General features: G+C 30.7%; 24 protein-coding genes and 1 CRISPR repeat array. Of the genes, 6 read left to right on the top strand and 18 right to left on the bottom strand.

Annotated features, from left to right (window positions below; translation table 11 throughout):
• Nucleotides 1-2: 2 nt before the first annotated feature.
• The 6 genes from HMPREF9129_RS02085 (at nt 3) to HMPREF9129_RS02065 (ending at nt 3,311) form a co-directional block, all read left to right on the top strand.
• Complete coding sequence (locus HMPREF9129_RS02085; RefSeq protein WP_004819831.1) at nt 3-692, top strand: TVP38/TMEM64 family protein; 690 nt, start codon at nt 3-5, stop codon at nt 690-692.
• Entirely contained in the window at nt 667-1,341 is a 675-nt protein-coding gene (locus HMPREF9129_RS02080; RefSeq protein WP_004819830.1) for a TVP38/TMEM64 family protein, read from the top strand. Before HMPREF9129_RS02085 ends, HMPREF9129_RS02080 begins: the two co-directional genes overlap by 26 nt.
• Nucleotides 1,313-1,960: a TIGR04283 family arsenosugar biosynthesis glycosyltransferase gene (locus tag HMPREF9129_RS02075; RefSeq protein WP_040552156.1), complete on the top strand. Its 648-nt coding sequence runs from the start codon at nt 1,313-1,315 to the stop codon at nt 1,958-1,960. The genes HMPREF9129_RS02080 and HMPREF9129_RS02075 overlap by 29 nt, the downstream gene beginning before the upstream one ends.
• Before the next feature lie 27 nt (nt 1,961-1,987).
• Nucleotides 1,988-2,254 (top strand): ferredoxin family protein, encoded by a 267-nt coding sequence (locus HMPREF9129_RS12755; RefSeq protein ID WP_370882804.1) that lies wholly within the window; start codon nt 1,988-1,990, stop codon nt 2,252-2,254.
• A gap of 236 nt (nt 2,255-2,490) precedes the next feature.
• Nucleotides 2,491-2,892: a heterodisulfide reductase-related iron-sulfur binding cluster gene (locus HMPREF9129_RS02070; protein WP_004819824.1), complete on the top strand. Its 402-nt coding sequence runs from the start codon at nt 2,491-2,493 to the stop codon at nt 2,890-2,892.
• 2 nt (nt 2,893-2,894) lie between these two features.
• Nucleotides 2,895-3,311 (top strand): C-GCAxxG-C-C family protein, encoded by a 417-nt coding sequence (locus HMPREF9129_RS02065; RefSeq protein WP_004819823.1) that lies wholly within the window; start codon nt 2,895-2,897, stop codon nt 3,309-3,311.
• Nucleotides 3,312-3,372: 61 nt separating this feature from the next.
• On the opposite strand, the gene HMPREF9129_RS02060 is transcribed toward HMPREF9129_RS02065, so the two are convergent.
• The 18 genes from HMPREF9129_RS02060 to csm6 form a co-directional block, all read right to left on the bottom strand.
• Nucleotides 3,373-3,825, bottom strand: a complete 453-nt coding sequence (locus tag HMPREF9129_RS02060; protein ID WP_004819815.1) for a hypothetical protein — start codon at nt 3,823-3,825, stop codon at nt 3,373-3,375.
• A complete protein-coding gene (locus tag HMPREF9129_RS02055) occupies nt 3,822-4,592 on the bottom strand; it encodes a DUF3100 domain-containing protein (protein WP_004819807.1) in 771 nt (256 codons plus the stop codon). Before HMPREF9129_RS02055 ends, HMPREF9129_RS02060 begins: the two co-directional genes overlap by 4 nt.
• Entirely contained in the window at nt 4,589-5,776 is a 1,188-nt protein-coding gene (locus tag HMPREF9129_RS02050) for a M20 metallopeptidase family protein (RefSeq protein ID WP_040552154.1), read from the bottom strand. Before HMPREF9129_RS02050 ends, HMPREF9129_RS02055 begins: the two co-directional genes overlap by 4 nt.
• 158 nt (nt 5,777-5,934) lie before the next feature.
• Nucleotides 5,935-6,672: a DUF3169 family protein gene (locus HMPREF9129_RS02045; RefSeq protein WP_004819800.1), complete on the bottom strand. Its 738-nt coding sequence runs from the start codon at nt 6,670-6,672 to the stop codon at nt 5,935-5,937.
• Nucleotides 6,656-7,726: a CPBP family intramembrane glutamic endopeptidase gene (locus HMPREF9129_RS02040; protein WP_004819798.1), complete on the bottom strand. Its 1,071-nt coding sequence runs from the start codon at nt 7,724-7,726 to the stop codon at nt 6,656-6,658. The genes HMPREF9129_RS02045 and HMPREF9129_RS02040 overlap by 17 nt, the downstream gene beginning before the upstream one ends.
• Nucleotides 7,719-7,931, bottom strand: a complete 213-nt coding sequence (locus HMPREF9129_RS02035; protein WP_040552451.1) for a helix-turn-helix transcriptional regulator — start codon at nt 7,929-7,931, stop codon at nt 7,719-7,721. Before HMPREF9129_RS02035 ends, HMPREF9129_RS02040 begins: the two co-directional genes overlap by 8 nt.
• A 117-nt stretch (nt 7,932-8,048) precedes the next feature.
• Nucleotides 8,049-9,947, bottom strand: coding sequence for an FtsX-like permease family protein (locus HMPREF9129_RS02030; protein WP_004819794.1), 1,899 nt, complete (start codon nt 9,945-9,947; stop codon nt 8,049-8,051).
• On the bottom strand, nt 9,944-10,699 hold the full coding sequence (locus HMPREF9129_RS02025) for an ABC transporter ATP-binding protein (protein ID WP_004819793.1): 756 nt from the start codon (nt 10,697-10,699) through the stop codon (nt 9,944-9,946). Before HMPREF9129_RS02025 ends, HMPREF9129_RS02030 begins: the two co-directional genes overlap by 4 nt.
• 407 nt (nt 10,700-11,106) lie before the next feature.
• Nucleotides 11,107-11,446: direct repeats of the CRISPR family, unit length 36 nt; unit sequence GTTTCCGTCCCCTGTCGGGGATTTTTTTGTTTTTTC.
• Between the two features lie 126 nt (nt 11,447-11,572).
• Nucleotides 11,573-11,896 (bottom strand): CRISPR-associated endonuclease Cas2, encoded by a 324-nt coding sequence (gene cas2 / locus HMPREF9129_RS02020; protein WP_004819787.1) that lies wholly within the window; start codon nt 11,894-11,896, stop codon nt 11,573-11,575.
• Nucleotides 11,897-11,904: 8 nt separating this feature from the next.
• On the bottom strand, nt 11,905-12,894 hold the full coding sequence (gene cas1 / locus HMPREF9129_RS02015) for a CRISPR-associated endonuclease Cas1 (RefSeq protein WP_004819785.1): 990 nt from the start codon (nt 12,892-12,894) through the stop codon (nt 11,905-11,907).
• Complete coding sequence (gene csm5 / locus HMPREF9129_RS02010; RefSeq protein ID WP_004819781.1) at nt 12,895-13,431, bottom strand: type III-A CRISPR-associated RAMP protein Csm5; 537 nt, start codon at nt 13,429-13,431, stop codon at nt 12,895-12,897.
• The gene (gene csm5, locus HMPREF9129_RS02005; RefSeq protein WP_050794609.1) at nt 13,428-13,991 is read right to left on the bottom strand and encodes a type III-A CRISPR-associated RAMP protein Csm5; all 564 of its coding nucleotides are present in this window, start codon (nt 13,989-13,991) and stop codon (nt 13,428-13,430) included. The genes csm5 (HMPREF9129_RS02010) and csm5 (HMPREF9129_RS02005) overlap by 4 nt, the downstream gene beginning before the upstream one ends.
• Before the next feature lies 1 nt (nt 13,992).
• Complete coding sequence (gene csm4, locus HMPREF9129_RS02000) at nt 13,993-14,901, bottom strand: type III-A CRISPR-associated RAMP protein Csm4 (protein WP_040552152.1); 909 nt, start codon at nt 14,899-14,901, stop codon at nt 13,993-13,995.
• Entirely contained in the window at nt 14,901-15,563 is a 663-nt protein-coding gene (gene csm3 / locus HMPREF9129_RS01995) for a type III-A CRISPR-associated RAMP protein Csm3 (protein ID WP_004819777.1), read from the bottom strand. The genes csm4 and csm3 overlap by 1 nt, the downstream gene beginning before the upstream one ends.
• Nucleotides 15,564-15,577: 14 nt before the next feature.
• Complete coding sequence (csm2, locus tag HMPREF9129_RS01990; protein ID WP_004819774.1) at nt 15,578-15,943, bottom strand: type III-A CRISPR-associated protein Csm2; 366 nt, start codon at nt 15,941-15,943, stop codon at nt 15,578-15,580.
• A complete protein-coding gene (cas10, locus tag HMPREF9129_RS01985; RefSeq protein ID WP_004819772.1) occupies nt 15,933-18,287 on the bottom strand; it encodes a type III-A CRISPR-associated protein Cas10/Csm1 in 2,355 nt (784 codons plus the stop codon). The genes csm2 and cas10 overlap by 11 nt, the downstream gene beginning before the upstream one ends.
• Nucleotides 18,259-19,008, bottom strand: a complete 750-nt coding sequence (cas6, locus tag HMPREF9129_RS01980) for a CRISPR system precrRNA processing endoribonuclease RAMP protein Cas6 (RefSeq protein WP_004819771.1) — start codon at nt 19,006-19,008, stop codon at nt 18,259-18,261. The genes cas10 and cas6 overlap by 29 nt, the downstream gene beginning before the upstream one ends.
• Before the next feature lie 13 nt (nt 19,009-19,021).
• A partial coding sequence (csm6, locus tag HMPREF9129_RS01975) for a type III-A CRISPR-associated CARF protein Csm6 (protein ID WP_004819770.1) occupies nt 19,022-20,354 on the bottom strand: 1,333 nt, incomplete at its 5' end.

The raw sequence follows: 20,354 nt of genomic DNA, 5'->3' as shown, positions 1-20,354 counted from the left end.
ATATGAAAAAACATACACCTAAAATATTTTTAATTTTAACACTACTACTGTTTTTAGTAGTATACCTGCTTGTACCAAGTGTAAATCAATCAGTTAACGATGCAATCAAAATACTTTCAACAATGGGAGTTGATGGAGTAATAGAATATATAAGAGGCTATGGAAAATACGCAGCTGCAGTATCTTTCTTACTTATGATTTTACAATCTATCATAAGTCCCATCCCCGCTTTTTTAATTACACTTTCAAACGCAGCCATATTCGGTTGGATCAAAGGTGCAATTCTATCTTGGAGTTCCGCGATGGTAGGCGCTGCAATGTGCTTCTACATAGCAAAGATCTTAGGACGCGATTTTGTTGAAAAACTAATTTCCAAAACAGCTTTAAAATCAGTTGATGACTTCTTTGCAAGATATGACAAGTATGTAATTTTAATTGCAAGACTACTTCCGTTTGTATCTTTTGACATTGTAAGTTATGCAGCCGGACTTACATCTATGAAATTTTGGCCTTTCTTCATTGCAACCGGCATAGGTCAATTGCCGGCAACTATAGTTTACTCATATGTTGGTGGAACTTTAACCGGTGGCGCTAAGACAATGATGACGGGACTTTTAATATTATTTGCAATAAGTATAGCAATTTTTGTAGCGAAGAGTATGTACAATGAAAAACTTAAAAAATCTAACTAAAATAATAATCAGCCTATTAATTCTAATAGGCTCAATTTTCATTATAAAGATAGCTTCGTTTGAGTCACTGAGAAATTGGGTGAATGAATTTGGAAACTCAGCTCCAATTGTTTACATATTACTCTACACAATACTCCCTATCTTCTTTTTTCCAGTTCCAATTTTTGTATTAGTTGCAGGAATCTTATTTGGAATTTGGAACGGATTTATCTACACAATGATTGGGTGTACCTTAAACAGTACAATTATGTTTTACCTCGGTAGATTTTTAGGACAAGATTTCTTTGAAAAACTAATTTCAAAAATACAACCCAATTTAAAAAACCGTCTCTTACACTCTGAGCAAAAATCTCTTTTTTATCTATTTTTCATTCTCAGATTAGTCCCCTTAGTTTCTTACAACTTGATAAACTATGTGGCGGGTTTCACAAAGATAAGCTATCTAAACTACATCATCACAACTATCTTGGGAATAATTCCAGGTATGCTAGTGTTTTTAAACACCGGAGATAAATCACTAAACACGAATAGCAGTGAATTTATTGTTTCAATTTTCTTGTTAATAGCGCTTGTGTTGGTTTCTACTGTCTTTGCAAAAATTTATATAAACAGAGGTAATGATGATTTCGATAATAATTCCAACATATAATGAGTCTTTAAAAATTGAAGAGTTTCAAAAACAACTAGAAACACTTAAAGGTGACTTTGAAGTTATTTTTTCGGATGGATTCAGCACTGATAACACTTATGAAAAAATCTACTTTCCAAAAATACAAGAGTCTAAATATAGAAGCAATCAGATGAATTCGGCTGTCAAATATTCTAAAGGCGACTACCTTTGGTTTCTACACGCCGATTCTAAAATTCATGAGGATTCAATCTTGGAGATAGAAAATTCAAACTCAGATGTAGGGTGCTTTACCCTTGCCTTTGACTCTCCAAAATGGCAAATGTCAATGGTCGCATTCAATAGCTCTCTAAGAGTTAAATTTAGGAATATAGCTTTTGGGGACCAGGGAATATTTATAAAACGAGATTTGTTTGAAAAAATTGGAAGATATGCTCCAATACCTCTTATGGAAGACTACCAACTGTCAATGGATTTGAAAAAATTAGGAAAGAAATTCTATCTTTCTCCTCTTCCGATAACCACCTCTGCAAGAAGATTTGAAGAGAATGGAATTTGGAAGACTGTACTAAAAATGCAATTACTACAATATAAATATCGAAAATCACATGATATAGACGAAATTTACAGGAGATATTAAAATGATTGAAAAACTAAAAGAGAGTGCATAAACTGTAATCTGTGTACAAAACATTGTAGTTTTTTAAAGAAGTACAACTTAAATTTAAAAGATTATACTTCAAGAGAAGACCTAAAAAATGAATGCTTTATGTGTGATTCGTGTAGGCACTATTGTCCTAAAGATTTGTCGGGAGCTGAAATCACAAAGAAATTTAAATCTAAATCAAAAAATAAATTTTTAATAACTCTCTCAAAAGACCCTTATATATTCAACAACAACTCAGATAAAAAAGTAAAACTCTCTTATTTTTAGGTTGTAACTATCCTAAATACTATCCTGAGACTTGTGAAAAATTAATATCCATCTGCAGGGATAAAGACATAGATTTTTCAGTTGAATGTTGCAGAAAACCGCTCTATGAAAACGGAGTTGCACCAACTTCAAGGCTTGATGATTTATTAAAATTAAAAAGTACTGAAAAATTAATATGTCTATGTCCAAATTGCTACCATACTTTAAAAGATAACCTATCAATTGAAGTTATAAGTGTGTATGAATTTTTAAAACAAGAAAATATCGGCTCAACTATTATGGAATCTGCTGACATATTCTTTCCATGTTCAGATAAGTACAACTTAGAAATTTTTAAATATATAAAGCCTTTCTTACATTCATACCAAGACTCTTTCTCTGATATAAACTGTTGTGGTTTGGGCGGTGGAGTTTTGTCCAAAAATAAAGATATTGGAAATGAAATAAAGTCACAAATTTTAGCTAAAGAGAAAAGTTGTATATACACTTACTGCTCTTCTTGCTCTCACGCTTTTGACAAATATGGAATTTCAAATATAAAAAATATTTTGTCTGAAATTTTAGGTGCATGTGAAGAACCGTCATCAAATACATTAAAAAACAGTCTGTATTTTAAATTTAAAGACTCCAGGAGATAAATATGAATAGAGAATTAGTTATGAAATTTTTAACCAACGGATACAATTGTAGTCAAAGTGTCTTGTGCTACTTTGCCGAAGAATTTAACCTAGACCATCTCGCTGCAAAAAGAATTGCCGAAGCTTTTGAAAGTGGACAATTCCAAGGCACAACTTGCGGCGCTGTGTGTGGTGCATATATGGTATTGGGATTAAAATACGGCTCAGATAAACCTGACCACCGTCAAATAATGGAATCGAAGATAAATGAATTCAATAAGCTCTTTAAAGAAAAATATAATTCAATACTTTGTAGAGATTTACTTGGAGAAGATATCTCCGCAAAAGACGGTCTTGAAAAAATTATAAATCAAGGTCTGCTTGAAAAAGTGTGTCCTAATGCAATCTTTACATCAATAGAAATTTTAGAAAAAATTTAACACCCCTAAACTGACTCCCTTACCAAAAGGTAACGAAACAGTTATAGGGGTGTCTTTATACTTAAATTTGTCCCAATAATTTTAAAATACCTTGTGCTATAATTGCTGAACCCAAGTATGTTCCAAGCATTACAACTATTGCAAGAACTATTATCTTCGGTCCTGTCTTTTTAAGTTGGTCTATATCTTTTCCTGTGTAGATACCTGCGTATGCAAGTATTGGTGTACAGAGAGATAAGAAGTCAACATTTGCAGTGTGTTCTGATACAATTTCTGAAAAAGGAACTCCGGGTATTGTAAAAATTGTAGCTATTGTAACTATATATGCAACTGCCGGAATTTTAACCGGAATAATTTCTGCAAGTCCAATTCCAATAATTGAGAATAAAACTAATATCAAAACTCCCGGTATAGATTTCATTGGACTGGTTCCAAGTCCCACTAAATTACCTACAACAGTTAAAGCTCCTGTAATTAAAAGGACGATTATTGCTTCCTTAAGTTTTAATTTCATTTGTTATTCCCCCTTTTAAGTTTTGCATACAGCTTTTCTGCCAAAGGCAATGCTATAAATACAGACATATACACTCCATCAAGTCCTGAAAGTAAATTTGACGAAGCTCCAAAAGCTGTTATCATCTGTTCCATATCAGGATATAACTCAACAAGAGTACCAACTGAAGCAGTCATCATTGACGCACTTCCAACTCCACTTGCCATTGCAAGTGCATAAGGGTGAAGTGGTGTTGAAGTTGCAAGTATACCTGCAAGAAGTCCGATAAGAATAGTTCCAAAAACTGTTCCCACAATATAAACTCCCAAAACTCCTCGACCTTCTTCTGAATCCAAACCATATTTTTCTGAAACTACAGCTATGTTTGGCTCTCTTGCTATTGAGTGTGCTCCACCTATAACTTCTCTGTTTAATCCTAAAGCTATTCCCAGAGGAACCCCTAGCAATACTGTCCCCAAATTACCAAATTCTTGTAGTATAAGTGCTGGAGATGATTTTACAATAACTGAAATAGTAGGTCCTATAGTAGTTCCATACTTAGCCATCAAAAGCATTAGTGTGAATGCAATTAGAGAGCCCGCATCCACCATTTCTTTTTCTGATGAAATTTTTAAAAATTTTGGTGTAGTAAGTACGCCTATAATCAATGCAAACAGCATTGGTAACAGTACAATTTTACCTATTCCTATGTCGAATGAATGCTTTCCTATTAACTCTGCAATAATTACTATCACAAGAGCTATCAAATGTAGTTTTATATTTTTCATTTAATCTCCCCTAATTTTCTAATTGTATCTAAAAATATTGCAATTCCCTTGTAAAACTCAGATTCATCGACATCAAACTTAGAATTGTGATGAGGATATATCTTTCCATCAACCTCTTTTAAATTCGACATGAAAAAATAGCATCCCGGTACTTTTTGTAAGAAAAACGCCATATCTTCTCCTCCCATATTTGCAGTTTCAAGTTCTCTAACATCTTCCGGGAATAGTTCCGTTGCTACGCCCTTCACTAACTTAGTAACCTCAGGATCATTTACAAGTACAGGATACATTCTGTTGTAATCCACTTCAGCATCTCCGCCATGAGTTCTGGCAACACCTTTGCATATTGCTGTTAATCTACTCTCTACAGTATCTCTGTCCTTTTCATTTAAAGTTCTCGCCGTTCCAACAAGCACTACTTCGTCAGGTATAATATTTTGGCTGCTTCCACCATTTATTTGACAAATTGATATAAGTGCAGATGAAGTAGGTGCTATCTCACGAGATACTATCTTTTGAACCGCCAATATTATTTCAGCTGAAATTACAACCGGGTCTATCGTATCTTGAGGATTTGCTCCATGTCCGCCTTTACCCTTCACCTTTATAGTAAATTTATCCATTGAGGCCATCATAGAACCCTCTTTAAAATAAATAGCTCCCTTGTCCATTCCCTTTACAAGTCCACCTTCGTGAAGTCCAATAATATAATCTACCTTCGGGTCTTCAAGAGCCCCCTCGTCAATCATAGGTTTAGCACCGCCCGGAATTTCCTCTCCCGGTTGGAATAAAAATTTTACTTTTCCTTTAAAAGAGTCTCTGTTCTCAGCCAAAATTTTAAGAGTTGTAAGCGCCATAGCCGAATGTCCGTCATGTCCACAAGCGTGCATCTTTCCCTCGTGAGTTGATGAAAATTCAAGTCCTGTCTCCTCTTTAATTGGCAAAGCATCCATATCAGCTCTAACTCCAATACAAGGACCATTTGTATCATTCGCTTCAACTGTCGCCACAATGGCATTTCCATTTACAAGCAACTTGTATTCAACACCAAGTTCTTTAAGTTTACCGGTTATAAACTCTACAGTCTTTGGAAGCTCAAGTTCAAGCTCGGGAATCTTATGCAACTCTCTTCTAACTTCGACAGCATAACTTTCATTTTCTCTTGCAAGTTTTAAATTATCCATCTTAATTCCTCCTTTCGAAGTAGTATAACACTTTAATCCGATTAGTAAAGATGTATTCACGTTTTAATTGTTTATTCTTTCAATTTCTAAACCATTACAAAAATAGTAAAACCCTTTAGTCCAAATTTGGACCTCAGGGTTTATTCTAATCACATCTTCTATTTTTTATGTTTTTCACCATCTATTACATTGTAAATATAAATAATCATTCCTATAGCAAATAGTATTCCAAATAAAAACATAGGTATTACATTCGCATTTGTTTCCATGGACACAAGACCTGTTATCAAAACAAGGAAAAATATAATATAAGTTAGCGCTTTATAAGTTTTAAAACCGGCTCTATAAGCTTCCAATTGTTCTCTTTCGTCCAAAGAATCCATATATTTTTTCCCAAATTTTATATCGAGTGTATTTTCATACTTTTCAGGATTGTATGTCTTTATAAATCCAACAATTAATTGATTTAATACTAATGTTTGTAGAACTCCTATTATAAAAACTGCCAAAGCTATTCCGAAAATTTTATTAGTTATATAGTCTTCGCTAATACTTCTCATAAAATTTGCAAAAAATATAATTCCAAATATTGCTATACAAGCAGTAATTACCATTGAAATACCCAATAGAAAATCCTTTACATATCCCTCTTCATTCTTAAGAGACCTCTTTACTTGCGCCTTTCCTAAAAAATAAAATATCCAAGCAGCTACACTTAGACTCAGAATTGAAATTACCAATGCATTAAATCCATTTTTATATAATGCTTTATCTAAATCTATAATAAAATCATAAATTAATAACCCCAAACTGTTCCTTGAAGACATAAAACCAAAAATGCCCCCGATAAATCCGATTCCTATTAAGATTAAAATACTTTTAAACTTCGACTTCACTTAAAATATCCTCCTCTAACCTTTCGTGTGGTGTCTCAATTCTAAATTCTTCTCTTCTGATGTATTTGCTAAATATAAAACCACCATAAATTAACAATACTGATACGATATTTATAGCTACCATTTGCCAACTGTATACTTGATTTTCAATCACACTTGAATCAAAATTAGTTGCAAAAAATAAAATCAAGTTGTTGTTAAAATAGTGCATCATTACCGGAGCCCAAATAGATTTTGAATACGCATATGCAAACCCAAACATTATACTATACGCAAGGCAAACTCCTATTTGGTTAACTAAACTCAAAAATCCTGTGTTTTCTGCTGAATAATAAAATAGATTAAGTGGTAAGTGCCACACTCCCCAAATAAGTCCAAGCAATAAAATTCCCTTGACCATTCCATATCTTTTTTGCATTATCGGCTGCAAAAAATATCTCCATCCATATTCTTCGCCTAAAAAAGGTATGAACACCAAGAAGAAATTCGGAACTAATATGAAAGCGAAAATTAATTTCTGTAGCGTGAAATATGATATGAAAACATCAATGCCTTCAGTTGGAATAACAGCTACAGCAATCCTCAAAAAATATAAACATAAAAATAGAATCACAATTAAAGTTACCTTCTTCACACTTCCTCTATTCAAGCTAAATAAATATCTCTTTTGTTTCTTATCTACTTTTATGCCAATTAAAAATAATATCGTGCTTACTATCAAGGTAATATTCATGACATTATTAACAGGGAAATTCTTTACAAATAAAGATGCTATACTCAAAACCCCCATCACAAAACTGACTATCGTATATATTACAAAAGAAAACTTTGGAACTTTATCCCAATCTGTCCACATAAATGCAACCATAACTCCTAAAGCCGGAGTCATCATTTGAAAGACGGGAAACATATTTACATCTACACCATTGCTCTTGCCATAGTAAATTCCCAAACCCATCAGATAATTGAGTCCAAATGCAATTGCAAAAAATATTTTCAACTGTTTTTTAACCTTATCTTGATAATGCTTATTTTCAAAAATGTCTCTATTCATCAATTTCCTCCTCATAAATAAAAATTTCTTCAACACTTACACCTAAAATTTTTGACAATTTGAGACAAACCGTTATCGACGGATTATAATCTCCTCTTTCAATTAAACTTATCGTCTGCCTACTAACTCCGACCAAAGAACCCAAATCTTGTTGATTTAATCCTTTTGCTGAGCGGAGTTCTTTTAACTTATTTAGTAAAGGCATATCTATTTCCCCTTTCATTTGACAACTATTATTGTCATTAATTATATATTTGACAACTATTATTGTCAAATAAAAAGAGATACCCTTTCAAGTACCTCTAAATTTCTATCAGATTATTTATTTTTCTGAAATTATTTTATAATATGCCTTTGAAGTCATCTTGTATACAACAAAATATATCCACAAGTACAAGATAAAAATTATTCCAAACGATGTTGCCTTATCAACTGTGTTTGTAATTCCAATTATCAAAAACAAATCATTGATTAAGAAAAACGCAACAAATATGTGTATAAAAGCTACGCTCGGCGGCAATAAAAACACCATCCAAACCTGTGATTTTATAGATTTTTTTATCTCTTCCTCTGTCATTCCAACCCTACGCATTATGTTGAAATTATGTTTTGACTCATAACCTTCTTGAAGTTGTTTATAGTAAATTATAAGCGCAGTCCCAACTATAAACACAAATCCCAAGAAAGTTCCTACAAACATCAAAGCTCCAAATATAGCTAAAAATTCCGATTTAGCATCAGTATAGCCGGTAATTTGTATATCATATTTCAAATTAGACCTTACATCTTTCATCGCTAAGCTTGGGTCTCCGTCAACATTAAACATTTCAAACTCAACCAAGCTCGCATCTCCTAATTTAAAATTCTTTAAATCTTTTACCTCTAAAACTAAGCTCCCCAAAATACTCATTTGATTTATAGCTTTCTCATTTGCAAACTCTTTTCTCTTATCTACAACCTTATAAATATTTCCATCTATGTTTAATTCATTTGCAACATCGTGCTTAGAATATGCAATTACCTCATCAGACTTTAAATTCTTATCACTTGTCTGAATAACTACCAATGCCGTTGACGCACTATTAAAAGTCTTTACAAACTTTACGTTGCTACCTTCAATTTGAGTCATTTCCATTTTGTACTCTATTTTTTCGTCATCTTTTTTCTTATAACTTCCCTTTGAAAGTCCAGCATTGATTTGAGATTTTATCTCCTCTATTTCAGCTTTAGAATATATTTTATGCTCTATAGAATAAACTATATCTCTTGGGAAAATTCCTCTTAAAATTTTATCTCCTGACCAGTAAATTGAAAAAGCAGAACCAAGCAGTACAATAGCGGCACAACTCATAATAGTTATGCTCGCAAGGCCATTTGCATTTTGTCTTATTCTGTGTACTATCCCGGACAGAGAAGTAAAATTCTGAGGTTTGTAATAAAAATTCTTTTTCTTCTTCAAAAATCCTATCACAACTTCAGTAACCGCTCCAAACCCGACAAAAGTTCCAAGCACAACAAGTAATGTTGCAATGAAAAATATCTGTAGCGATTCAAGAGGATTCTTAGTCTTGAGCGCTAAATAATATCCCGCTCCGATTAAACAGACACTTAAAAGAGCACTCACACCAATCTTTAGAGAAGACTTTTTGTGCATTCTCTTCGCCTTTATAAGTTCTAAATTTCCAAGTCTTTTTATTTTGTATATTCTTCTAAATAATATTAAAACTTCTATTCCGGTAAAAACCAAAAAAGTAATTACGATTGGAATCATAGTAGGTAAAAAACCAGTTTCAGCTTGCACATGAATAGTTTTTAAAAGAAGACTTATCTCCAATTTATAAAACAAAACCGAAAAACATATCCCCAAAACCATTCCCATTGCATAAACTAATAGAGAATCTAAACAAACCACTTTAATAATTTGGCTTTTGTCTAAACCAAGCACACCGTACAGCCCATACTCATCACTTCGCTTATCCATCAAAAAACCATCACAGTAATATAAAAACTGTGTGGAAAATACAAACAGTACAATTGCTCCGAGACCTAAAAGAGTTTGAACATGCTGCATACCATACTCTTTTGCCAAGCCCTCCATAACCGCAAGAGATACCAACGTTGAAAAACTCATTACCAAAAAACTGAAAGCTAAAATATATGGAACGTAGACACTTTTATTCTTTCTTATTCCCTCTAAACTCAGTCTTCTATAAAGATTCAATTTTTACCTCCTAAATTTGTTAGAGTGTTCATAATATCTTGGTACATTTCCATAGGTTGTCTATTCGCTCTATAAAGTTGATGGAAAATTTCGCCGTCATTTATGAACAAAACCCTACTCGCATAAGAAGCAGCCTTAACAGAATGCGTAACCATTAAAATAGTTTGTCCAGATTTATTTATCTCATCAAAATATTCAAGAAGCGTATTCGACGAATTAGAATCCAAAGCTCCGGTCGGTTCATCCGCCAATATCAAATCAGGAGAAGTTATAAGACTTCTTGCAATAGCCGCCCTTTGAGCCTGACCACCCGACACTTCATAAGGATACTTATCAAGTAAATCTTCAATCCCCAAAATGCCAGCGACATTTCTCAATTTATTTTGCATAATTGTTGGCTTTTCCTCAGACAACACCAAAGGAAGCACTATATTTTCCTTTATAGTCAACGTATCTAACAAATTATAATCTTGGAACACAAACCCAAGATGTGTCCTACGATACTTCGCCGACTCACTCTCAGAAATTTTTGAAATATCACGCCCATCAATCATAACCGAGCCATCAGTCGCCCTATCCAAAAGCGCAAGAATATTTAATAAAGTCGATTTACCACTTCCAGACTCGCCCATTATCGCAACAAACTCACCCTTTTCAACCTCAAAGTTGACTGACTTCAACGCCTCAACTGTCTTTAAACTAAATTTTGAACTATATATCTTTTTTAAATTTGAAACTTCTATAAATGCCATATCATCACCTCATAAATACATTATATAAAAAAAGAGAAAATGTACCTTTATAAAAAACTTACATTTTCTCCTTTGACCTTACATTTTTGTAAGATACATATTTTATTTTTCCCCTATAGCCCGCTTGACTTAAAATGGGTGGTTAAATTGGATAAGAAAAAGAAAAACCCCACAAGGCTGAGTATTTAGAGTTAATAACGGCAATTATTAACCTACTTACAACACTTGCAGGACTATTCAAAATTTTCAAAGGGTTAGGCTTTTAGCCTTTCCCTTAACTTCTTACCTATAAGTTTAACAGACGAAATAGGTAAACACAATAGCAAACGCATACAAAAGCACTGAGGTAAAACTCAGAGCTTCTGCTAAATGGAATAAAATAGGCTTTAAATGAAAACTTAATAATAGTTTCTATCCCCTGTCGGGGATTTTTTTGTTTTTTCATTTGAAGACACGTATGCTTGCGGACATACAGGTAAAATAGTTTCCGTCCCCTGTCGGGGATTTTTTTGTTTTTTCGAATTGAAGAAATCGGCTTTATAAAAGCTGAAAATTTAACGTTTCCGTCCCCTGTCGGGGATTTTTTTGTTTTTTCAGTTTTAGCTTCTAACTCTAAACATTCATATTCTATTAAGGAAAAGTTTCCGTCCCCTGTCGGGGATTTTTTTGTTTTTTCATTATTGAAAAATTTGGTAATACCAAGGATTTCATGTTTCCGTCCCCTGTCGGGGATTTTTTTGTTTTTTCCCTGTCCTTTATAGATGTTGAATTTGCTGGATTGTAAAATGACTTTGCGGACAGGGGTTGTTTTTATAGATTTTATCTGAATAATTTTTTAATTTAAGGCCCTATCTCTTGATTTTAAGCCATCGGTCAAAATATAACTATATCTTCTATGGCATCATTCTTTTCACTTCCAAAGTTATAAACTTTCCCATGAGCTGATAATTTGTAACAGCGTACATTATCTTCTTCTTTATCTATATAGAATGGGATTCTGTAAGCTAATTTTTCGAATTCACTTTCTGTTAAATGTGATTCGAAACAAGATTTTTGAACCGATATCATATATCCTGATAATAGTTTAAAAAATTTATTCCTTCTTTTGTTATCTACTATATCATAAATTATCAAAATTAGGTGTTTTTCTTCATAGAAAATATCTTCTTTTGCTTTTATAAGAAAGTCTTTCTGCATAATTCATCCTACCTTATTCTTATTGGGTTATATTCTTCGATATTTTTATTTTCTATAGCTCTTACTAATTTAGTTGTTTGATGGTATAGTGTCTTTCTGTATGTTATTGGCGTTTCTATTTCGTCGATATATTTATGTGTTGATGCCAATTTTTCCTGAAATTTTTTTAAGAATTCTTTTAAAAATTTAGGTTCTAAAAATACTCCTTCTCTTGTAATTTCAAAATCTTCTATTTTTGTGCTACCTGAGTTTATTAAATCCATTACAAATGCGTCTACTATTATTGCTCTGTACTCCTCTAACATATCACTCCCCAACGATGGATGATTTAATCTATGTCCATGTATTATTCCCCCATAAGGTGATAGTCCTACGCTTTCTATCTGGCCTATTATTTCGTGTAATAATATTGTATAACCCAAGCTTATCATTGAATTAAACGGGTCTCTTGGAGGCTGTCTTGTTCTCTTGTCAAATTTGAATTCTTCGGGCAATATTTTGGATAGTGCTCTAAAATATATTCTTGAAATTGCTCCTTCGTATCCCAACATTTGGTCCACGTTATCTTTTTGTGTAATTTTTCTCTTTATTATTCCTATTTCTTCTATTTCTTTATCTACTATATTTCGTCTTCGGTTCAACCTTCTAAGTAGTGTTAATTGGTTATTAATTTTATTTTCAATTATTTTTTCTGCAAATTTTCTTCTAAATTCTTCGTCTTCTATTGCTTCTATCTGGAGTTTTAACCGTTTGAAATTTCCGCTCGATGTATTTACTAATTTACCAAAGTATTCTCCTGTGTTAGAATAAAATGAAACTGTTATCTTTCTTTTTAGACAATGTTGAATAAATTGTGTGCTAAGTTGTACATTTCCAAATACCGCTACATTTTCTATCAATTCTTTAGGTACGCTTCTTTTTAAGTCGTCAGTCTCCATTACAATCCTGTCGTTATTTATTCGAACGTTACTTCCTTGTTCTGTTATTAATAAAATCATTTATTTTATCTCCTCAAACTTTATACTGCATAGTCCCATTTCAAATTTTCGATTGTTATAGTTTGTTAGTTTTATTACTCTTGGAGAAACTCCTTTTTTCCAGTCGTCTTCGTGGATATTTTTTGTATCGTTATTTCTTTTTTTATAATTAAATTTATCGTCTAATATTCTACTAACTATTTTTGTACTAATTTTCTTATCTCTTATAAGGTTATAGACTGAAGTTTTGGATTGATAACCTACACCTCCTCCTATATATATTTTTAAGTCTTCTTTTTTTGAAATCTTAAAATTTCTTATGAATTTTTCGTAAACTACAGATTCAAATTCTTTTATTGCTTCTTTTATATCTTCTATATTGTATGGAAATCTTTCATCAATATTTAATGTAAATTTAATTTCTACTTCTGGTTTTATGGCTTCTCTGTATACTGGTAGTAATTTTTCTTTTCCATCTGTTCTTCTGTCAATTTTTCTTGCAAATATTAAATTTTCTATATCTATCGGTTCACTATCTGAAATGGATATATATTTCATATAGCTATCTTTATTTTTTCATCTACCTCAAATTCAAATGCTGCTTTATCAATATTATTAGCCATTTTTTCTAATCGTCTTATTCTATTTCTATTATTATCTTCTGAGTTTAAATATTCTTGGAATGTTCGATTCTGAGTATTTTTCATTTTATAGCTAAATAATATATTTCTTATAGCTCCTTTTAAGCTGCTTCCCGGTATATAAGGCATTCCATAAGCGTCTTTTACAAATGTTTGGATATCGTTTAATCTCTTTTTTTCATAATTTGATAAAGACTTCGCACTTAATTTATAGGCTGAAAAATCTTCTACTCTCTGCATTGGTGCAACTCTCTTAAACCATTCATATAAGTCTTTATTATCTTTAGTGTATAAAAAATTTTTTTCGTATTCTGATAGTAGTCCTTTTTTAACTAGCCAAGTTAAAAATTTGTTTTCATCTATTACGTGTACTTCCGATCTATTCATATCGTATATATATTGGCTCTTATTCTTTGTCTCTCCACTTCCTATAAATACCGGCCCTTTTGTTTTTAATGTTACTATATAATTTTTCAAGTTACACCTCCATCCATAAAGGTACTCCATATCTATAAATTTTATGATATTCATTTTCTCCTATTTCAAATATATCCCCTTCAAATTTATTATTAAATATAGAGCCTGTATCGAAATAATACATTGTATGTTTTTTAAATGTCGGCTTTTTACTTCCTCTTATATCTTGACTGTATGAAAAACCACCTCTCCTAATTATTTTATATTTTGCTTCTTGATCTAGTGTTTCAAGTTCTTCTATTCTTGCCATGCTTGATGCGAGTAACATTTTTGATTTTTCATTATTTAATTTATTTTTTAGATTTTCTGGTATGTCATCTTCTTCCATTTCAAATTTGCCTAATCCTGATGTCTTTTTGCCTCCTATTCCTGTAAAACTCAAAGAATAGAGAATGTCATCAAATAGTTCATAGTCTTCTTCATAGCCCAAGATAAAATACAATCCGTTTCCTTCGTAAAATCTATAGTATGATAAGTTATATATTTCATTTTCGTCTTTTTTATAGATTTTGGTATCCAGTGCTGATTTCCCTAATTTTTTATTTAATTTTACGATTTCCTTAGGGTTTGACTTTCCTTTTATATATTCATTCCATAAGCTTAGTGGAATGTGATTTATTTTTTTATACAGTTTTTTCTCTGTTGAGTCTCCTATATTGTCTGATATATTCAAAAGTGGCTTAGGTAAAAATAGTTCTTCTCCTATAAACGGAAATGCGTTACTTATAATTAACTTTCTATTTTTAAATTCTTCTAGTATAGTTTCTATTTTTTCTTCATCTTGAGCCGCTTCATTTATTATTGCTGAAAATATTATGTCCGCCGGAATTTCTACTACACTACTATCTATTTTCCCATTTCCTATTCTAAGCCCTGTCTTGAAATACAATTTATATATCTTGTACTTCATCATACTTCTCCCATAATTTCTCTAAGCTTTTCTATATTTTCATAATCACCTACTGCCATATTAATTTCTATATTTTCTATTTTTACTCTTCCATATCCTCTTGATCCACTCCCTCCTAGATAGTCAAATTCTAAAAGTTTAAATGCTTCTTTTAGTATTTCAAAGTCTTCTTCTATTTCTTCTTCGTTTTGTATGTTGTAGATTATTTCTAAATCAAATTCAGCGCCTCTTATAACTCTCTCTATCTGTCTTGGATTTGCTACTGCTGTGAACCTGTTTATTGAGTTTTCAAACTTAACTTCTGTTATAGATTCTATGCCTATTTTTTCTAAATCTTTTTTATTTGATATGAAAGCATCAGAAAAATATAATCTGCTAATTCTATTTTCTTCGTTTGTGTTTGTTGAGCCAAATAGTCTTAAAACTTCCGGTTCATCATTTTCGTGTCTTCCACTTACATCAATATTTCTTTGATATTGTCTTTGTAACAAATATCTAAGTTTTCCTTTTAGTGAACTTCCCGGTATAAACGGGTCATTTGTGAGTGTATCTCTCATAACTGGTGAATCTACTGCTCCTATTGCTGAGAATTCTACTGAGCCTCCTATATGAAGTCCTGTTATTAATCTGATTTTTCCTGTTATTTCTATTTTCCCGTACATTTTATACTCCTTTATTAATTACTCTTATTTGCTAAATAGTACTTATGATATGCTACCAATGCTTCCATATATCCACAAAATATTAATAATTTTTCTCGGCTATCTCCTATTTCTTTGATATTTTCTACTAGTTTTGCTTCACTTACAAATCTTCTAACTCCCTCATCTCTTCCTGAATCATATATTAAGTGTGCTCTTAATACTTGTAAGTCCATTTTTTCTTGTTCTGTAAGATTCCCTGTCTTTCTTTTTGCTTTTTCATATATAACTGAAACTTTGCTCAGTATCTTACGTATTTGATTTGTATTTAAGAGTTTTCGTTCACTTAAATTTTTTATTATCTTTTCTGCTTCATCTACGTATCCTAATTTACTTATCATTTCTTACGTCCCTTTCTAAATATACATATATATAAATAGCTGCTATTAATTCTTTTCTATCTTTTTTATTTTTTGAATAGCTATAAATTTTTTGTGAAAATTCTCTGTGCAATAAAGAATTTTCTTTGTTACTTGGCTCCAATCTTCCTAATATATAGGCCAATCTTGCCAAGTCTAATTTTTCTTTTTCCAAGTCGCCTCTCAATAACTGAACTATTTTATATATAAAAGCTTTTCCTCTCTCCTCAACTAAACTTAAATATCTGTCTATTAATTTAAATTTCTCTCCTAAAACTTTTTCTTCAAATTCTTCCCATGAAAAAGTTAGTCCACTTTCAAATAAGCTTACAGAATTTTTTGTTTTTTCTACTCCGTCTACATAATAAACATTATTTTTAGCATTTTCTTCTAAATCTCCTGTTTTTAATGACATTGTCTTAATAGGATATTTTTCTGGATATATTCCTATCCCAGCTGATATAGTCAGTGAATTCATAGTAAACTTCTTTAGACTGTTTTTTATGTCTATTGAAAATTCTAAAATATCTTTCCATGCACCTACTATAAATATGTCATCTCCGCCAGAGTATATTATCATTGCTTTTCTATTTTCTGGTTTTACATTTCTAATAGAAAATATGGGATTTTCCAATATATAATTTATGTTGTACTTAAAGAATAATGACATATTTCTTGAAAATGTCGCACTTCTTGTAAGTGATGCATATTTTGCTTCAAATCCTTTTACAAATGCTTGCCCTAAATTATCTACGTCTGCTCTAATTACTGCCAGTCTATTTATCCCTTCGCTATCTTTTGACAATATATTTAATTCTTTATTGTACACATAATCTCCAACCCACAGTTTTGTTGACATTTTTTTGCCTGAAAAACTATCATTTTTACTATATGCTCTTATCAATCCTGAATCTGATATTAATTTTTGTTGAAGTCTTTTTTTGTTTATAGCTGTTAAAATATGATTAAATGGTAAATTTAAATAATCAACTTCCGCACTCTTTTCTGCATTTTCGACACAAAAAAATTCGGCTTCCATTATCTTGTTTGAAAATTTATTGATATTATCACAGTTAGTACAAATCATATCTCCATCGTCTGATTCAATAAGATTATCTGTACATTGGCATATTTTACACTCTCTTTGATTTCCTACTTTATCTGTAAAATTTAATTTTTTTAATTGTTCTTTGTCATATCTATGAAGTTTGCTGTTTGATAATTTTTGAGATATATTTCTAAATATTTCTGTATAGGATTCTGTATTTTCTGCATTAAATGCACTACTACTGCAAGCAGTTCCTCCATACGCTAAAAATAGTTCAGTTTTAAACTTATCAATTATCCAATCATTTACTTCTTTAATTGTTTCTTCTACTATCTGCTTAACTCTTTCTGTATTTGGCAAAAGTAAGTAACAATGTCCTCCACCTGAGTACAATAAATTCGCTCTACTAAGTGAAAGTTTGTTTAAAAGCGTATCTATAACATCTTCTAATAATATTTCTAAATAAAACGATCTTGTTCTAAGACCTTTTAGTGCGTTTTTACTATTTACTGTATATATAAAATTTTGAATTCCTGACAGATCAAAACTACACATATAAAACATTTTCTCTTCATAGTATTTTTTAGAATCACTTTTTAGTGCAGTAAAATCATCAATTTTTTTATCTTTTAAATAATCATATATACATAAAGCAAATGCTGCTGTCAATTTTAAATGGTCAAATAATGAAATATCACCTATCTGATATACTGATGTAGATGATGGCACATATGTTAAATATCCTTCTAAAATTTCTTGTAATGATTCAATATATTCTTCACTTAACTCAAATTGTTTTAGTTTATCTATTAAATTTAATTTAATATCTTTATAATAATTTGAATCATACCCAACTTCTTTTTCTTCCGGAAAATTTATTCCCTTATCATGATTTAAATATTGTGCCTTATACTTTCCTTGTTTATTATTTCCATTTAAAATATTAAAAACACTGGTTAGCGCCAATTCTTTATCAAAGCCATATCCATTTTCTATATTTCTTCTATCAGCTGCCGCTGACATATTGTCGGCGATATATGTTATATACGCCAAATCATTTTTTTCTAATTTTGCTCCTTTAAAATCTTCTCCATGATGAAAACGAATGCAATTTAAAATTTGTTTGTCTTTTATATTGCATTCATTTTCTATAAATTCTAAACCTAATAAAGAGTGCTTCCTTATATCGTTTGTTCGATAAATAACTTTTCCTATGTCATGTAGCATAGAACCTATTAATAATTTTAATTTATCGTCTGTTGTATTCCCTATTTCCAACTGTCACTCCCCCCATTCCTATTGATGTCTTAATACCTATTCCGCTATATTCTGCAAATTTTAACAATAAATTTGATATGTTTATTAATTCCTTTGAACCTTTGGTTGAAATATCTAAATTACCTTTAAAACTTGCTATCTTAACTCCTTCTAAACTATACTTTGAGCTCATTATATGGTATCTACTTATATGACTATTATTCACAAGTTCATTTAACAACTCTTCACTATAGAGCTTATCGCTACCAGTACTATCAAATTTATTTAATAGATTTTGATATATTAGCTTAACTGACGGCATATTTTGATAATATCCTTGGCTTTTAAATGAAATTGGTGTAATTACCTTTAAATTTTTAGTCCTCTCATTTTCTTTTCCAAACATTATCTCACTTACAAAATCTTCTTTTTTTACAACAGCTTTTCTGACTTCTTTTACGGTTAACAATAGATTTTTACTATCTAAATTAATTTCTCCAATATTTTCTATTTTCTCAATTATATTTTTGTATGCAAATTCATCTATTCCTGATACTATCCACTCCACTCCTTCTTCTGTTTTATTTATATATTGTGAGTATGGATTATATGGTAATGTATGCAAATAGCTTGCAACATCGCTATCTAAATTTTCCATCAAAAATCCTTGAAACAATGAACCTGAATTATAGTTTAATACATTTGCTTTTTCCCCTAGCTTTAAAACTATTTTACTAAGCAATATACATTTCCTCCTATTTAAATGACTTTTTTATTTTTTTGTTCATTAAATCATAAGAATCGTAATGATTATTTCCTATTTCTAATCCACTTAATTTCATTAGTTCGAATATTTTATCCAATATTTCATCTGAACCAAATTTTGACTCTCTTTTTATTAGACTATCATCTATTCTTATAATTTCATGTGCTGCTCTATTTCTAAGCTTTCCTTCTACATCTCTAATTTCTAAAGATAAATCCAGTATTTTTTGATTATCTATTATTCTTTCATTTTTTATTATCTCTATCAAATGAACATTTTGTATAAAACTATTGTAAGTAAAATATGGGAATTTACTTTTTATAGCATTAACTATCTCTCTTCCTTTTTCATCCCTATTTAATTTATCTTCATCCCAAACATAATGTTTTTTCCCATAATTGTATTTCCAATAATTCTTAAGTTTTATATCTGCATTTTTATCTATTATCAATATAAATAACTCTGTTACTAGCGGAGTAATTCCTCTTATTAAATCCAAAAACATTTCTTTATTTTTTAGAGTTTTCAAATATAGGAAATATTCAAGTATGTCTTCTCCATCCCCTTTAATTCTAAAAAAGTCTTCATCAGCTTTTCTTAAAAAACTTACCATTGATTTTATATTTAAAATTGATCTATAATAAGCTGCATTAAGTAAGTTCATTGTTTTTTCAGATAACATTTCTTCAATTGTTCTTGCTATTTGAAGTGCAGATGAATAATTATAACTATCTAACTGTGAAAATATTAATTCTCTTTTAATTTCATAGTTAAAGTTATTACTTGCAGCTTCTCTACTTCTATTAACTATATTTTCATTAGATTTTTCTGCTATAATTTCTAATACTGCATCTAAGTCAAAATCATTATCTTCAAATTTTCTATTAGCCGCTTTAGTTGGTGTATCAACTTGTATGGCTTTCATTTTGTAGTTTCCCAATTTACTAAGCACGAATAGAGCGTTTTTCATTGCCGGTGTTCCTGAAGATATATTCAATAAAATCTCATCATTTGGATTTTTATAGTGTATATCATTTAAAGTTTCTCTAAATATCTCATAAAAATTATCAAATATTTGAACTTCTTCTAAAGATTCATCTTTTATAATCTCAATTTCAACATTTTTATTCATACTTTTATATAAAGTCTCAATTGAAAGCACATATCTATTATCTATTTTATGCAATTCATATATTTCTTTAGAGAAAAACAAAACTATCTTTTCAGGTTTATACATTCTACTTATATGTAATAATGAACCTTCATCATAATTTGAATAAGAAACCGGATCTGTCATGCCGACAGGTGAAAAAGAATTTTCA

The organism is Peptoniphilus indolicus ATCC 29427 (assembly GCF_000227315.1).
GTDB lineage: Bacteria > Bacillota > Clostridia > Tissierellales > Peptoniphilaceae > Peptoniphilus > Peptoniphilus indolicus.
The sequence above is the reverse complement of the archived record's forward strand: the minus strand, read 5'-3'. Positions and strand labels throughout refer to the sequence as shown.

Excerpts from the sequence above, each read along its gene's own strand:
- cas2 (WP_004819787.1), bottom strand. The coding sequence starts at position 11,896 with ATGCAGAAAGACTTTCTTATAAAAGCAAAAGAAGATATTTTCTATGAA.
- csm3 (WP_004819777.1), bottom strand. The coding sequence starts at position 15,563 with ATGTACGGGAAAATAGAAATAACAGGAAAAATCAGATTAATAACAGGA.
- cas1 (WP_004819785.1), bottom strand. The coding sequence starts at position 12,894 with ATGATTTTATTAATAACAGAACAAGGAAGTAACGTTCGAATAAATAAC.
- csm5 (WP_004819781.1), bottom strand. The coding sequence starts at position 13,431 with ATGAAATATATATCCATTTCAGATAGTGAACCGATAGATATAGAAAAT.
- csm2 (WP_004819774.1), bottom strand. The coding sequence starts at position 15,943 with ATGATAAGTAAATTAGGATACGTAGATGAAGCAGAAAAGATAATAAAA.
- HMPREF9129_RS02040 (WP_004819798.1), bottom strand. The coding sequence starts at position 7,726 with ATGAATAGAGACATTTTTGAAAATAAGCATTATCAAGATAAGGTTAAA.
- HMPREF9129_RS02025 (WP_004819793.1), bottom strand. The coding sequence starts at position 10,699 with ATGGCATTTATAGAAGTTTCAAATTTAAAAAAGATATATAGTTCAAAA.
- HMPREF9129_RS02050 (WP_040552154.1), bottom strand. The coding sequence starts at position 5,776 with ATGGATAATTTAAAACTTGCAAGAGAAAATGAAAGTTATGCTGTCGAA.
- HMPREF9129_RS02075 (WP_040552156.1), top strand. The coding sequence starts at position 1,313 with ATGATTTCGATAATAATTCCAACATATAATGAGTCTTTAAAAATTGAA.
- HMPREF9129_RS02060 (WP_004819815.1), bottom strand. The coding sequence starts at position 3,825 with ATGAAATTAAAACTTAAGGAAGCAATAATCGTCCTTTTAATTACAGGA.
- HMPREF9129_RS02055 (WP_004819807.1), bottom strand. The coding sequence starts at position 4,592 with ATGAAAAATATAAAACTACATTTGATAGCTCTTGTGATAGTAATTATT.
- csm4 (WP_040552152.1), bottom strand. The coding sequence starts at position 14,901 with ATGAAGTACAAGATATATAAATTGTATTTCAAGACAGGGCTTAGAATA.
- HMPREF9129_RS02065 (WP_004819823.1), top strand. The coding sequence starts at position 2,895 with ATGAATAGAGAATTAGTTATGAAATTTTTAACCAACGGATACAATTGT.
- HMPREF9129_RS02085 (WP_004819831.1), top strand. The coding sequence starts at position 3 with ATGAAAAAACATACACCTAAAATATTTTTAATTTTAACACTACTACTG.
- HMPREF9129_RS02035 (WP_040552451.1), bottom strand. The coding sequence starts at position 7,931 with ATGCCTTTACTAAATAAGTTAAAAGAACTCCGCTCAGCAAAAGGATTA.
- HMPREF9129_RS02080 (WP_004819830.1), top strand. The coding sequence starts at position 667 with ATGAAAAACTTAAAAAATCTAACTAAAATAATAATCAGCCTATTAATT.